This is a genomic window from Nonomuraea sp. KM88 (assembly GCF_052245635.1).
Classification (GTDB): Bacteria; Actinomycetota; Actinomycetes; order Streptosporangiales; family Streptosporangiaceae; genus Nonomuraea.
Map to the genome: position 1 here is coordinate 15,899 of NZ_JBQQCC010000011.1, position 12,753 is coordinate 28,651.

A 12,753-nucleotide genomic window follows, 5' to 3' on the forward strand; every position below is an offset into this window, starting at 1 on the left:
TCCCCGGGGCCTCAGCGGACGATCGCGACCGGGCAGGGCGCCTTGCGCAGCATGGCCGCCGCCACCGAGCCGAACCGTCCGTGCGGGCTGCCGACCACCACCAGGGTCGCGTCGGAGACGGCGGCGAGCGCCTCGCCCGCTCGTTCCTGCGGCGTCCGCGCCTCGATGGCGACCTTCGGCTGCTTCTGCCTCCATGGCGCGAGGGTCTCTGCCAACCAGCTCTCGGCCGCATGCTGAACGGCCAGCGGATCCATGACCGGGAACGTCATCCCTCCCCAGGCCACCGGTGGCTGGCGCCAGGCGTGCACGACCACCAGGGGAAGGCCGCGCATGGCGGCTTCCGCGCAGGCGAATCCAAGCACCGCGTCGGCCTTGTCGTCGGTCGCCACACCCGCCACGATCGGCCCCGGGTGGGGCTTTCGCGGCAGAGCACCCATACCGCGGACGACGATGACCGGGCACCGCGCGTTGGACACCGCGTGCGCCGCCACGGAGCCGATGACCGCCCTCGCCATCGCGCCCAGCCCGCGGGAGCCGACCACGAGGAGTGCGGCATCGGCCGACAGTTCCTCCAGACGGCTGGTCGTCGAGCCCTCGTACAGGTCCGTTCGCACGTGCAGGCCGCTGGAACTGGCGCGCGCGCAGTCGGCGCCGTGCCACAACACGTGCTCGGCCGCGCGGCGCAGCGACTCGCGGGCCGCCGAATCCCCGTCACCGTACGGCCACTGCCACGCGTGACAGACGGTGAGCGGCAGCTTTCGCAGCTCGGCCTCGTCCATCGCCCAGTCCAGCGCCTGCATCGAGTGGTCGGAGCCGTCATAGCCGCTGACCACGCCCAATGTCTCGTTCACCTGTCCACTCTCGGCAGATCGCACCGCAGGACGACAGGGACACACTTGTCCGAATTAGAAGCTTTCGCATTCTTTCGCCCGAACTTTGGCCGGGCATCGACGAAACGACGCCGGCGAGCGCCGTACCGGGATGCGGTGGAGATCCTGATGAGGCTGCCGTCACGAACGCCGCTGGGCACTACGCCGTCACCCGGCCCCACCAGCGACCCGCTGAGCCGTCCGCGCTGCTGGGCAACCGGCTTCTGCTCCGGGCCGTGACGATCGTGCTGCTGGTCTTCGTGGGCTTCCGTCGGGACCAAGGTCCTTCGAGGCCAGGGTCGCTCAGCCCTACGAGAGGGAGCTGCCGGAGCGAAGACTGGGCGCAGGGAGGCCACTGACATGAAGCACATCGTCCTCGGCTACGACGGCTCTGACTTCGCGATGCAGGCCCTGGACTGGGCGCTCGACGAGGCAGAGCTGAGAAAACTCCCCCTGACCGTCTCGCACGCCTGGCAATGGCCCTACGGCGAGGCGGAGGAGGAGGCCAAAGCACATCTGCGCAAGGCGGCCGAGCACGTGTTGTGGCACGGAGCCGACTGCGCCCGCGCCAGCAGCTCGGGTGTACGCGTCGAAACCGACCTCCACCAAGGGTCCGCAGCCCAGCGCCTCGTCGAGCTCTCCAGCGGCGCCGAACTCGTCATTGTCGGCTCCCGCGGCCTGAGCGCGCTGCCCAGGGTGGTCGTCGGTTCGGTGGCCGGCTATGTCGCCGCCCACGCCGAATGCCCGGTGATCATCGTACGCGGCCCTGGTCCGCTGCCCGCGTCGGCGACTCCCGGGCCGATCGTCGTGGCCGACAAGGAACCCGACGCGTCCGTCCTCGAGTTCGCGTTCGGCGAGGCGGCCATACGCCAGGTCCCCGTCACCGCACAGGCGGATCTGACCGACTGGGCGGCGCGCCACCCGGGCATCCGGGTGCAGCGTGGCGATGCTCACGAGCGCGCGACCCTCACGGTCGTCGGGCGCGGCCAAGCGGCGCATTTCGGCACCGCGAACTTCCTCCTCCAACACGCGCCCTGCCCTGTCGCGGTGGTGTGAGGAAGACCTTGACTGTGCCGCCGACCCTGATGCGTTCCCGCACCGGAGGAGATGGTGTCATGTTCGCCACGACGAAGGAGACGCATACCGCCGTGGTGTTCCTGCTGGGCGAGCACGCGTACAAGCTCAAGAAGCCCGTGAACCTCGGCTTCCTCGACTTCGGCACCCTGCGCGCCAGAGAGGCGGCCTGCCGTCGGGAGGTGGAGCTCAACCGCAGGCTCGCCCCCGACGTCTACGAGGGCGTGGCGCATGTGACCGGCCCGGACGGCGAGGTCTGCGAGCATCTCGTCGTGATGCGCCGCATGCCGCGCGAACGGCGCCTGGCCACCATGGTCAGCGAGGGGAGACCCGTTGACGAGCACTTGCGGGCGATCGCGCGCCAGATCGCCGCATTGCACGCCAGGGCCCCGCACGGCCCGCGGATCGATCGGGAGGGCGCCCCGCAGGCGCTGCGCGCCCGCTGGACGGCCGGCTTCGAACAGGTGCGCGCCCTGCCCGGCCACACGATCGAGCCCGGCGTCCTGGACGAGACCGAGCGCCTCACGCTGCGGTTCCTGGACGGCAGACAACCCCTGCTCGAAACACGCGTCGCCGAGGGCCGCATCGTCGACGGACACGGCGACCTGCTGGCCGAGGACATCTTCTGCCTGGACGACGGGCCGCGGATCCTGGACTGCCTGGAGTTCGACGAGCGCCTGCGGTTCCTCGACGGGCTGGACGACGCCGCCTTCCTCGCCATGGATCTGGAACGGCTCGGCGCGCCGCGGCTGTCCGAGCTGTTCCTCCGCCGGTACGTGGAGTTCAGCGGTGATCCGGCGCCGACGGCACTGTGGCACCACTACGTCGCGTACCGGGCCTTCGTCCGCGCCAAGGTGGCCTGCCTGCGCCACTGGCAGGGCGACGTGGACGCCGGGTGGGAGGCGCGGCGGCTGGCCGAGCTCGCGCTACGTCATCTACGGGTCGGAGCGGTCGTTCTGGTGCTGGTCGGCGGGCCGCCCGGTAGCGGGAAGACGACGCTCGGCGGCTCACTGGCCGACCGGCTCGGTTACACGCTGCTACGCAGTGACCGCATCCGCAAGGAACTGGCCGGACTCGACCCTCTGCAGGCCGCCAGCGCGTCTTACCAGGAGGGGATCTACGACCCGGGGCACACCGCCGGCACGTACGCCGAGCTGCTGTCACGGGCCGAACGGTTGCTCGGGCAAGGGGAGTCGGTCGTCCTGGACGCGTCCTGGGGCGATGAGCGGCACCGGGCGATGGCCGCGGACGTTGCCGGCCGGACCTCGAGCAGCCTGATCCCGCTGCGGTGCACCGTCATGCCACAGATCGCCGTTGCGAGGCTCACCGCCCGGGGACACGAGTTCTCCGACGCGGACGAGGCCGTGCGCTCCGCCATGGACGCGGCCATGGCGCCGTGGCCTGACGCGATCGAGATCGACACGGGGACCGCCCCGGAGCAGACGCTGGCCCGCGCGCTCGATGCTGTTCATCCGCCTGAGCCGAACGTGTCCTGGCGGTTCCGGCGGCCTCGGATGGAACCCGGCTGAGTGGCCGACAGGGGACAAAGGCGCTGACCGCCCGAACCCGCGCCGACAGTCAGCAGGCGGCCTGGGCCGGGCCGGCGGAGGAGGGAAGGATTCCGGCCTGGTGGAGATGGCGGCGGGCTGCCGCGATGGCCTCCGGGGTCGAGGCGAACACCTGCCCGGCCTCGTCCAACCGGGCGATCACGCCCAGGGCGTGCAGCGGCCGGTGGTGACCGTCGCGGATGCCGGAGACGTACACGGTGATGCCGCGTCGTTGGAGGCGGGCGATCGCGTCGCCGAGCACCAGCGCGCCGCTGGCGTCGATCGTGGTGATGCGCGACAGGCGCAGGATGACCACCGAGACGTCGGCGACCTCGGACAGCTCCAGCAGGAACCGGTGCGCCGCGGCGAAGAACAGCGGCCCGTCCAGCCGGTAGGCGACGATGTGCTCGGCCAGCAACGCGTGCTCTTCGGCGTCGTGGTCACCCGGCAGGTCCGCTTGCAGCGGCACGGTGTCCAGACGGACGTTCCTGGCGATGGCGCGCAGCGCGAGCGCGCCGGCGACGATCAGCCCGAGGATGACGGCGGCGACCAGATCCAGGGCGAGAGTGGCGATCGCGGTCAGTGCCAGGACGACGGCGTCGGCCCGGGTGGAGCGCATCATCGCCGTCACCGAGCCGACCTCCACCATCCGTACCGCGGTGGCCAGCAGCACCCCGGCCAGGGCCGCCAGCGGGATGCGGGCCACCACGCCGGCGGCGGTGAACACGATCACGCCCAGGATCACGGCGTGCGCGAGCGCGGCCAGCCGGGAAGAGGCACCCGCACGCACGTTGACCGCGGTGCGCGCGATCGCGCCCGTGGCCGGCACGCCGCCGAAGAGCGGGGCGACCAGGTTGGCCAGGCCTTGGCCGAACAACTCCTTGTCAGGGTCGTGCTGGTGGTTGACGCTCATGCCGTCGGCGACCGCGGCCGACAACAACGATTCGAGCGCGGCCAGCGCGGCGACCGCGACCGCGGGAGCGATCAGGGAGCTCAGCGCGGACACGTCCAGGAATTCGAGCGACGGGGCGGGTAGCCCGGCGGGCAGGGCGTCGATACGCGCCACCGGCAATCCCGCCAGCTCGGCGGCGAGGGTGGCGGCGACGACGGCGACCAGTGAGAACGGCACCGCGGGCCGCCAGCGCCCTCCGGCCAGGATCACCGCCGCCACCGCCGCGGCCAGGGCGATGGCGGCCCAGTTGGGGCGGGCGGCGAAGTCGAGCACCGCCTGCCAGGCCACGGCCAGCGCCTTGTCGCCTTCAGGTGTGGGAACGCCGAGCGCGGCGGGCACCTGCTGCAGGCCGATCACGCACGCGATCCCCAGGGTGAAGCCCTCCACCACCGGCGCGGGCACCAGCATCATGAACCGGCCCACCCGAGCCAGCGCGAGGCCGAGCAGCAGCAGCCCGGCCAGCACACCCACGGTCAGCACGCCGGTGGCGCCGTGCGCGTGCATGATCGGCACCAGCACCACCGTCATCGCCCCGGTCGGCCCGGACACCTGCAAGGCGGAGCCGCCGAATACGGCGGCCAGCGTGCCGGCCACCACCGCGGTGGCCAGCCCCGCTTCCGCGCCCAGCCCGCTGGAGATGCCGAAGCCGAGCGCCAGCGGCAGCGCGACGACCGCCACCGTCAACCCGGCCAGCAGATCACGGCGCGGATGGCGGGTGAAGGCGGCAAGGTCGGCGCGGGCGGGCAGGACTGAGCGCAGGCGGGCCCAGCCCGCCAGGAGCACAGAGGTCACCGGCCGCCGGCCTCCGACTCGAGCAGCTCGTTCAGCAGCGCGTGCCGGCCCGACAACTTGGCCTGCAGCAGGTGGCGGGCCGCGCGCAGCAGCTCGGCCACGTCCCCACCGGACAATGCGTACACCACGGTGGAGCCGTCACGGCGCGCGGTGACCAGCTCCGAGCGGCGCAACACGGCCAGGTGCTGCGACAGCCCGGTCGGCTCCACCTCGATCTCGGCCAGGAGGTCACGCACCGGCATCGGCCCGTCCTGCAGCAGCTCCAGCACGCGGATCCGCACCGGATGTCCGAGCAGCCGGAACAACTCGGCCTTGGCTTCATACAAGGGCACCGACATCAACGTGCGTCCTCCCCCGCCACCACGTCCGGCGAGCCGGGATCCGCGATCGCGCCCGATCCGGAGCCTGTCTCGTGGCCTGGACCGGTGCTCACCCCGTGAGCACGCGCCATGCGCAGCATCTCGTCCAGCGCCCCTGCCGCCGCCAGCGCCGCCTCGGCGTCTCCATCCCGCTCGGCCGTGCGCAGCGCGTCTGCCGCTTCACCGGCCCGACGGCGGATCGCCGCGGCAAATGCCTCAACCACACCTGTCCTCGCATGTCTTCCGATCGGTAGCTCACTTCGCACAATGATAGACCAATGGATTACGAAATTTCGCAATTCCTAAGAGCCAGACCGTCCACTCGTGGCCATCGATCTTCAGGAAGCCGGACGCTGACCCCAGCGGACTTGACATATACCCCCCAGTGGTATTGATTGACCTCTGCCCCTACATACCTCTAAGGGGTATAAGAGAGCCCGCTATATACCCCACCCAGGTATGAGAAAGATCTGGAGGAGCTCATGTCTGAGCCATCACCTCGACGCTGGGCCGCTCTGGCCCTGATCGCCACCGCCCAGTTCATCGTCATCATGGACACGTCGATCATCGGCGTGGCCCTTCCCCGCATCCAGCAGGACCTGGGCTTCTCCCAGGAGAGCCTGTCCTGGGTCTTCAACGCCTACGTCGTCGCCTTCGGCGGCCTCCTGCTCCTGGGCGGCCGCCTGTCCGACCTGTTCGGCGCCCGGCGGCTCTTCAGCACCGGCTGGCTGATCCTGCTCGCCGGCTCGCTCCTCGCCGGCATCGCCCCCGACGTGTGGGTCGAGCTGACCGGCCGCGCCGTACAAGGAGTCGGTGCGGCCCTGATCGCCCCATCGGCCCTCACCCTCCTGATGATGTTGTTCGGTCACGACCCCAAGGAACTGACCAAAGCCCTCGCCCTGTACGGCGCCGCCGCGCCCGCGGGCGGCACCGCCGGCGTCTTCCTCGGCGGCGTCATCACCGAATACCTGAGCTGGCCGTGGGTCTTCTACATCAACATCCCCATCGCCCTCATCGCGCTCCTCGCCACCGGCCCGCTGATGCCCGCCGCCCAGCCCCGGCGCGGATCCATCGACATCCTCGGCACAGTGACCGTCACCCTCGGCCTCGGCGCCGCCGTCTACGCCATCGTCCGCGCACCGGAAGCCGGCTGGGGCTCCGCCGAGACGTGGATCGTCCTCGCCGCCGCCGCGACACTGCTCGCCGCGTTCGTCGCCGTCCAGGCCCGCCGCCGCGAGCCGCTGATGCGCCTGTCGATCTTCCGTACGCCGAACCTCGCCGCCGCCAACCTCACCCAGCTGCTGCTGGGCGGAGCCTGGATCCCGATGTGGTTCTTCCTCAACCTCTATCTGCAGCAGGTCCTCGGCTACAGCGCCTTCCCCAGCGGCGCCGCCCTGCTGCCGATGACCGTCCTCATCATGATCGGCATGATCGTCCTGGCCCCCCGTGCCATCAACCGATTCGGCCCCAATGCGACCACGGTCACCGGCCTGGTCCTCCTCACCGCGGGCATGGCCTGGCTCTCGCTGATCAGCCCCGACGGCAGCTTCGCCGCCGACGTCCTGCCTGCCAGCCTCGTCGCCGCCCTCGGCATGTCGCTGGCCTTCATCCCCTCCCTCGGCACCGCCATCTCATCCGCCCGCCCGGAAGAGGGCGGACTCGCCTCCGGCATCGTCAACACCAGCTACCAGGTCGGCTCCGCGCTCGGCCTGGCCGCGATGACCGCCGTCGCCGCCGCCAACGGCTCCGGCCGGCTCGGCGACCTGCCCGCGCTGACCGACGGCTTCTCCGCCGCCTTCATAGGCGCCGCCGCCATCGCCCTCGCGGGCGTCCTGGTCGCCGCCACCACCCTGCGGACCCGCGCCACCGCACCCGCCGCGGACGAGGTCGCCTCCTCCCGCGGATGACCCACCGTCGATGTTGTCGGCGGCTGCCCTGCCGGTGCCGGTATGTGGCGTTCCGTGCGCGCTCGACAGCGGCGGGGTACGTGCCTAGACTCCCGAAGATCCCAACTTCCGGAGGTGCAGATGGACGAGCCGGTGACGGCGGAGGTGGGCGAGGACGGGCTGCTGGCCGCCGTCCACATCGAGCCGCGGGCCATGCGCCTCTACTCGGCGGAGCTGGCCGGACACGTCGTCGAAGCCGTACGCACGGCGCAGCGCGAGCACGAGCAGCCGCCCCAGGACTCCCCCGGCCTCGACGCACTCCTCCAGCGGCTGGACGAGCTCGAGGCCCGGGCGGACAGGGATTTCGACTACGTGAACAGCAGGCTTGACGACGCTCTCAGAGGGCTCACGGAATGAGCGGGCTCTCGACCGGGATCACGATCGACGCCGGCGGGCGCGACTCCGCGGGCCGGGCGTTCGGCACGCTGGCCGACGAATACCCCGGGCAAGCCGGCGGGTGGGGCCGGGGCGAGAGTCCGCTGCCGTACGAGGAGTTCGCGGCCGGCTACCAGGAGCTCACGGCCGGCCTTCGCGCCGCTTGCGAAGGGTTGTCCGGCTCGCTCGACCGGGCCGGAACGGGACAGGTCACCATGGCCGCCACCAACACGAGCACGGAACTCGCCAACTCCCGCGGGTGGCACGTATGACGGAACAGGCATCGGCGGGCGGGCTGGCGCTGCTCGGCGTCCCGCCACTGCCCGGCCTGGACGGCATCGACAGGCACATCGCCGATCTGGACGCGGCGGTCGCCCACCACCGAGGGCTCGCCGCGGAGAGCGGGCGCGCCCACCGGCTGGCGGGGGCGAACAGCGGCCCGGCCGCCGACGCGGTGGACGGCCACGTGACCGGCCGCGACGGCATCACCTTCACCGCGGGCGACCTCGCCGGCCGCCTCTCCAACCTGGCCGGCACGTTGCGCTTCACCAGGGAGACGCTGGTCTGGGTCGGCGGCCTGCTGACCGGGCTGGCCGCGCTCGCCGTGGCGGCCGTCGCGTACGCGCCCCACCTGCTGCCCCGGCTGAGAGCCATCGCCGTCAAGCTCTCCACCAGGCTGCGCGAGATCACCGCCCGCCTCGGGGCGCTGATGCGCGGCATGTCCACGAACCTGACCAACCGCAGGGTCGACAGGGTCGCCGACCGCTTCCACGACGCGTGGCGCGCTCCGCGCAGGCTGCCCGACGGCACGTACGACCCGAGGGTGAAGACCACCACCGACGCGGCCTGGATCAAGAAGCACGACACCGACCAGGTCGACATCGCCAACACGCGCTATCGCGACCTGCCGGCCGACTGGAAGCGCGAGAACCAGGAGTCCGCGCGCGTCGGGGTACAGCTCGTCGACGAGGCGCGGGTGAGCGGCGTGGACGTCAGAGGCGAGCGGTTCATGGAGGAGGCGAGCTCGGTGGTGCACGACAAGTGGCTCGTCCGCAACCGCGACTGGGCCCCAGAAGAGCAGCGCCGCCCGTACGAACTGCTCTCCGAGGCCGAGAAGGAGAAGGACCGCGACGTCATCCGCATGGTCCTCGGGATCTAGCCAGGCGAGGAGGCGGGAAGGACGGTCTGATCTAGGTCATCCCGTTCGCGCGGTTGCAGGTGTGCAACGGCGATGAGTTTCGCCGAGGTGTCCCGTCTGCATACACACACACCGATCCACCGCACTCGAGGAGAGCAGCGTGACCGCCACCTACACATTCGACGTCTTCAGCAGCCTCGACGGCTTCGGCGCCGCCGGCGGCGACTGGACCGGCTACTGGGGCAAGCAGGGCCCCGAGCTGCTGGGCCACCGTCTCGCCCTGTACGGCGAGGAGCAGCGGATGGTCTTCGGGGCCCACACGTACCGGGCGTTCGCGCAGATGCTGGCCACGAGCACCGAGGACTCCGAGGTGCGTGACCCGTGGGTCACCCGGATGCGGAACCTGCCGGCGACGGTGGTGTCGACCACGCTGGAAGGGCCCCTCGACTGGCCGGACGCGACCCTCGTGAGCGGTGACGCCGTCGACGTCGTCGCCCGGCTCAAGGAGGAGTCCGAGGTGCCGTTGCGCTCCCACGGCAGCCTGTCGATGAACCGGGCGCTGATGGCCGCCGGCCTGGTCGACCGCGTCCAGGTGACGCTCTTCCCCGTGATCACCGGTCAAACCGGGCTTGACCCGATCTTCCAGGGCGCGGCCGACTTCGACCTCGAGCTGATCGGGAGCCAGACGCTCGACGGCGACATCCAGGAGCTCGTCTACCGGCCCACCCTGCATGTCTGAGCCCGTCCCGTGGACGGGCGGCACGCCGGCGCGGCGGCCGGCATGTTCGGGGCAGGCTCGTCGCCGGCCGGCGACGAGCCTGCCCCCTTTCTCAGTTGCGAGCGCGGTCGGCGGGCTCGGACGCAGCCGGCCCTGACGCAGCCGGCTCGGCGGCCTGGCGGGTGTCCCTCCTGGACTTGAGCAGGCTGGCCACCGTCGTGATGGTGAGCACGGTGACGATGACGGACAACGAGAGCCAGTTGTTGATCTCGGGGACCCAGGTGACGTGCTCGCCGCCGTTGATGAACGGCAGCTCGTTCTCGTGCAGGGCGTGCAGGACGAGTTTCACGCCGATGAAGCCGAGGATGACCGCCAGCCCGTAGGTGAGGTAGACGAGCTTCTCCACCAGCCCGCCGAGCAGGAAGTACAGCTGTCTCAGCCCCATCAGCGCGAACGCGTTGGCCGCGAACACCAGGTAGGCGTCCTGGGTGATGCCGAAGATCGCGGGGATGGAGTCGACGGCGAACACCAGGTCCGCGCCGCCGATGGCGATGATGACGATGAACATCGGGGTCAGCAGGCGGCGACCGTCCTGCCGGACGGTCATCCGCGCACCGTGGTAGGCGTCGGTGACCGGGAACAACTTGCGCGCCAACCGGACGACGCCGCCGTTGGGGTCGTACTCGTCGTCGTCGTTGTGGTTGAAGGCGAATTTCCACGCGGTGTAGATGAGGATGCCGCCGAAGATCCAGAACACCCAGCTGAAACGCTGTACGGCCTGCGCGCCCACGCCGATGAAGATCCCGCGCATGACCAGCGCCATCACGATCCCGATGAGCAGGACGCGGTGCTGGTAGATCGCGGGCACGGCGAAGTTCGCCATGATGAGCATGAAGATGAACAGGTTGTCGACGCTGAGCGTGTACTCGGTGATGTAGCCGGTGATGTAGGCGGCCGCCTGGTCATCGCCACCGAAGATCCACACTCCTGCGCCGAAAGCGACCGCACAGGCGATGTAGAAGGCAATCCACCGCGCCGACTCGGCGATCGTGACCTTGTGGGGTTTCCTGTTGACGATGATCAGGTCGAGGAGGATGAGTCCGAGAAGGGCGGCGATGGTGGCCGCCCACAGCCAGGCGGGCACGGGCATGGGTGGGGGCATGAAAGCTCCTCCGACTTAGGCGTTGACACGTCCGTCGGAGGTCTTCTCCGCCCGCGGCGTCGCGGACCGACCGCGCCGGGTCCCGAGAAAGGGTCCGTGATGACGACGTGGCCGCGAAGGAGTACTCCCCTCCACTTCGCCTGCGATCATACATATGGAATGCTGTAGGCCAACATCCCCCCTCGTATGTTTCAGCGTAGGCGGTCGAGGTCAGTCGGATTCCGGGCGTGCCGGCAAGGCGATCCAGCCGGTGCGTGCCCGCCAGTTCCGTCCGGATCTGAGGTGGGCCACGTACGCCCTCTGCAGGGAAGTGCCCTGTGGCAGCTCCGCGAGTTGACGTGCGGTGACCGGCCCCGTCCGGCTCGGCTGTCCGAAGACGTACTCCAGCATGGAACCGTCGGCGAGATCCTCATCGCCGGACGTCAGCGGCCTCAACGCGAAGCGGCGGAGGAATCGCACGATGTTCGACCGCTCGGGGAGATATTCGATGAGCTGCGGGTCGAGCAACCAGGAGTGACAGACGACGTACGAGAGCGGCTCGTCAGGGAAATGGCGGCCGTAGAACCTCCGGGCCTGGCCGAGCGATTCGTCGCAGGAAGCCGGGGACAGCGGTGCACCGGACGGGATGTGCAGATGCAGGAGGAATCCTGTCGTGCCGTCCGGGCATTCGCCCCGGCCGCGGTCGTACTCCAATCGGCCGAGCCGATATTCGGCGCCTCTGAACTTCAACGGTGGACACCACTGCTCGAATCGTCCGACTCCACCGATCCCGTGCACGGAGCGGTGTTCGGCCATCATGGGGCCGAGTGTCGACAACGTCTCCCATGACGTTCGGGGGTCGATGCCGCGCTCGGCGTGGTAGCGCAGCGTCTCCGGCAGGACGGCGAGATAGAGCCAGACGTAGAGGTGGAGAGCGCCACCGGGCCGGCGCCGGCCGGGAACGCAGGGAAGCCGCGATAGCCACCGGCCGAGAGCCCTGAACCCATGTGCGACGTCACATCCTGGTGGCACCGTTCCAGGTGCCGCCACAACTCCGGATGCTTTTCGGGATCGGGCCGCGCCGCCAGCGCTTCGTTCCGATCGGCGGGCGATGCACCCAACTGCTCCAGCAACCGCGCCGCTTCCGCGTTCGAGGGAAGTTCGAGCATGTGACCCAACCTACGCGGACCGTCCGTACGGGTCACCCGCCGGAGTGATCCCGTCGGTGCGTGATTACCATCGCCGTGTGAGCGGAGACGGCGAGGAGCTTGTGACCGCACGGCTGTCGCTGCGGCGGCCCGCGCCGGAGGACGTCGACGCGATCTTCAGCATCCATCACGACCCTGCCACCTGCCTGCACAACCCCTCCGACGCTCTGTCCCGGCGCGAGGAGGCCCGGGAGCTCTTCGAGCGCTGGAACGATCACTGGCAGCGCTTCGGCTTCGGGTACTGGGTGGTGCGGCGCCGCGGCTCGGAGCGGCAGCTGGGTTTCTGCGGTACCAAGGCCATGGACCTGAACGGCATGAGGGTGCTCAACCTCTTCTACCGCTTCGAGGCCTCATCGTGGGGTCGAGGGCTGGCGGGCGAGGCCGCCGAGTCAGTGGTCGGGTGGGTGTCCGGACGCGTTCCCGACCTGCCGCTCATCGCCCGTGTCCGGCCGGCCAACATCGCCTCCCAACGTGTGGCCGTACGCGCTGGTCTGGCGCGAGCCGAACATCTCGACACCAGCGGCGAGGACGGCCTGGACTGGATCTTCGCGACGAACCTGCCCCGTCACGAGCTCTGAGGGCTGAGACCTGCGACGGCCGGGTGGTGCTCCGGTGCGAGGGTCATGCCGGCGGC

General features: G+C 70.3%; 14 protein-coding genes and 2 pseudogenes. 8 read left to right on the plus strand and 8 right to left on the minus strand.

Annotated elements, in window-relative coordinates:
- Positions 1-11: 11 nt before the first annotated feature.
- A complete protein-coding gene (locus ACTWPV_RS29060; protein WP_443154227.1) occupies positions 12-851 on the minus strand; it encodes a universal stress protein in 840 nt (279 codons plus the stop codon).
- A gap of 378 nt (positions 852-1,229) precedes the next feature.
- Between ACTWPV_RS29060 and ACTWPV_RS29065 the strand changes: the two genes are divergently transcribed.
- Positions 1,230-1,925 carry a universal stress protein gene (locus ACTWPV_RS29065; RefSeq protein WP_347650756.1) on the plus strand — a complete coding sequence of 232 codons (696 nt, stop codon included), beginning with the start codon at positions 1,230-1,232 and terminating at the stop codon, positions 1,923-1,925.
- A gap of 59 nt (positions 1,926-1,984) precedes the next feature.
- Positions 1,985-3,472, plus strand: a complete 1,488-nt coding sequence (locus ACTWPV_RS29070; RefSeq protein ID WP_443154228.1) for a bifunctional aminoglycoside phosphotransferase/ATP-binding protein — start codon at positions 1,985-1,987, stop codon at positions 3,470-3,472.
- Positions 3,473-3,521: 49 nt separating this feature from the next.
- On the opposite strand, the gene ACTWPV_RS29075 is transcribed toward ACTWPV_RS29070, so the two are convergent.
- The 3 genes from ACTWPV_RS29075 to ACTWPV_RS29085 are packed head-to-tail and all read right to left on the minus strand — an operon-like array spanning position 3,522 to position 5,817.
- Positions 3,522-5,234 carry a SulP family inorganic anion transporter gene (locus ACTWPV_RS29075; RefSeq protein ID WP_443154229.1) on the minus strand — a complete coding sequence of 571 codons (1,713 nt, stop codon included), beginning with the start codon at positions 5,232-5,234 and terminating at the stop codon, positions 3,522-3,524.
- The gene (locus tag ACTWPV_RS29080; protein WP_347650752.1) at positions 5,231-5,572 is read right to left on the minus strand and encodes an ArsR/SmtB family transcription factor; all 342 of its coding nucleotides are present in this window, start codon (positions 5,570-5,572) and stop codon (positions 5,231-5,233) included. The genes ACTWPV_RS29075 and ACTWPV_RS29080 overlap by 4 nt, the downstream gene beginning before the upstream one ends.
- Positions 5,572-5,817 carry a hypothetical protein gene (locus ACTWPV_RS29085; protein WP_443154230.1) on the minus strand — a complete coding sequence of 82 codons (246 nt, stop codon included), beginning with the start codon at positions 5,815-5,817 and terminating at the stop codon, positions 5,572-5,574. Before ACTWPV_RS29085 ends, ACTWPV_RS29080 begins: the two co-directional genes overlap by 1 nt.
- A 258-nt stretch (positions 5,818-6,075) precedes the next feature.
- On the opposite strand from ACTWPV_RS29085, the gene ACTWPV_RS29090 reads away from it, so the two are divergent.
- The 5 genes from ACTWPV_RS29090 to ACTWPV_RS29110 all read left to right on the plus strand — a co-directional run bounded on the left by ACTWPV_RS29090 (position 6,076) and on the right by ACTWPV_RS29110 (position 9,791).
- Positions 6,076-7,500, plus strand: coding sequence for an MFS transporter (locus ACTWPV_RS29090; RefSeq protein WP_443154231.1), 1,425 nt, complete (start codon positions 6,076-6,078; stop codon positions 7,498-7,500).
- A 120-nt stretch (positions 7,501-7,620) separates the two neighbouring features.
- The gene (locus ACTWPV_RS29095; protein WP_443154232.1) at positions 7,621-7,896 is read left to right on the plus strand and encodes a hypothetical protein; all 276 of its coding nucleotides are present in this window, start codon (positions 7,621-7,623) and stop codon (positions 7,894-7,896) included.
- On the plus strand, positions 7,893-8,186 hold the full coding sequence (locus tag ACTWPV_RS29100; RefSeq protein ID WP_347650748.1) for a hypothetical protein: 294 nt from the start codon (positions 7,893-7,895) through the stop codon (positions 8,184-8,186). Before ACTWPV_RS29095 ends, ACTWPV_RS29100 begins: the two co-directional genes overlap by 4 nt.
- Entirely contained in the window at positions 8,183-9,073 is an 891-nt protein-coding gene (locus tag ACTWPV_RS29105; protein ID WP_443154233.1) for a hypothetical protein, read from the plus strand. The genes ACTWPV_RS29100 and ACTWPV_RS29105 overlap by 4 nt, the downstream gene beginning before the upstream one ends.
- A 139-nt stretch (positions 9,074-9,212) precedes the next feature.
- Positions 9,213-9,791, plus strand: a complete 579-nt coding sequence (locus ACTWPV_RS29110) for a dihydrofolate reductase family protein (protein WP_443154234.1) — start codon at positions 9,213-9,215, stop codon at positions 9,789-9,791.
- Between the two features lie 91 nt (positions 9,792-9,882).
- On the opposite strand, the gene ACTWPV_RS29115 is transcribed toward ACTWPV_RS29110, so the two are convergent.
- From ACTWPV_RS29115 to ACTWPV_RS29130, 4 genes and pseudogenes are all read right to left on the minus strand, one after another.
- The gene (locus ACTWPV_RS29115) at positions 9,883-10,920 is read right to left on the minus strand and encodes a TerC family protein (protein ID WP_443154479.1); all 1,038 of its coding nucleotides are present in this window, start codon (positions 10,918-10,920) and stop codon (positions 9,883-9,885) included.
- 222 nt (positions 10,921-11,142) lie between these two features.
- Entirely contained in the window at positions 11,143-11,661 is a 519-nt protein-coding gene (locus tag ACTWPV_RS29120; RefSeq protein WP_443154480.1) for a hypothetical protein, read from the minus strand.
- A gap of 15 nt (positions 11,662-11,676) precedes the next feature.
- A pseudogene (locus tag ACTWPV_RS29125) lies at positions 11,677-11,961 on the minus strand (acyltransferase domain-containing protein); the annotation flags it as partial.
- A pseudogene (locus tag ACTWPV_RS29130) lies at positions 11,919-12,080 on the minus strand (acyltransferase domain-containing protein); the annotation flags it as partial. The pseudogenes ACTWPV_RS29130 and ACTWPV_RS29125, both read right to left, overlap by 43 nt.
- 77 nt (positions 12,081-12,157) lie before the next feature.
- On the opposite strand from ACTWPV_RS29130, the gene ACTWPV_RS29135 reads away from it, so the two are divergent.
- Positions 12,158-12,697 carry a GNAT family N-acetyltransferase gene (locus ACTWPV_RS29135; protein ID WP_347646163.1) on the plus strand — a complete coding sequence of 180 codons (540 nt, stop codon included), beginning with the start codon at positions 12,158-12,160 and terminating at the stop codon, positions 12,695-12,697.
- Positions 12,698-12,753 lie beyond the last annotated feature (56 nt).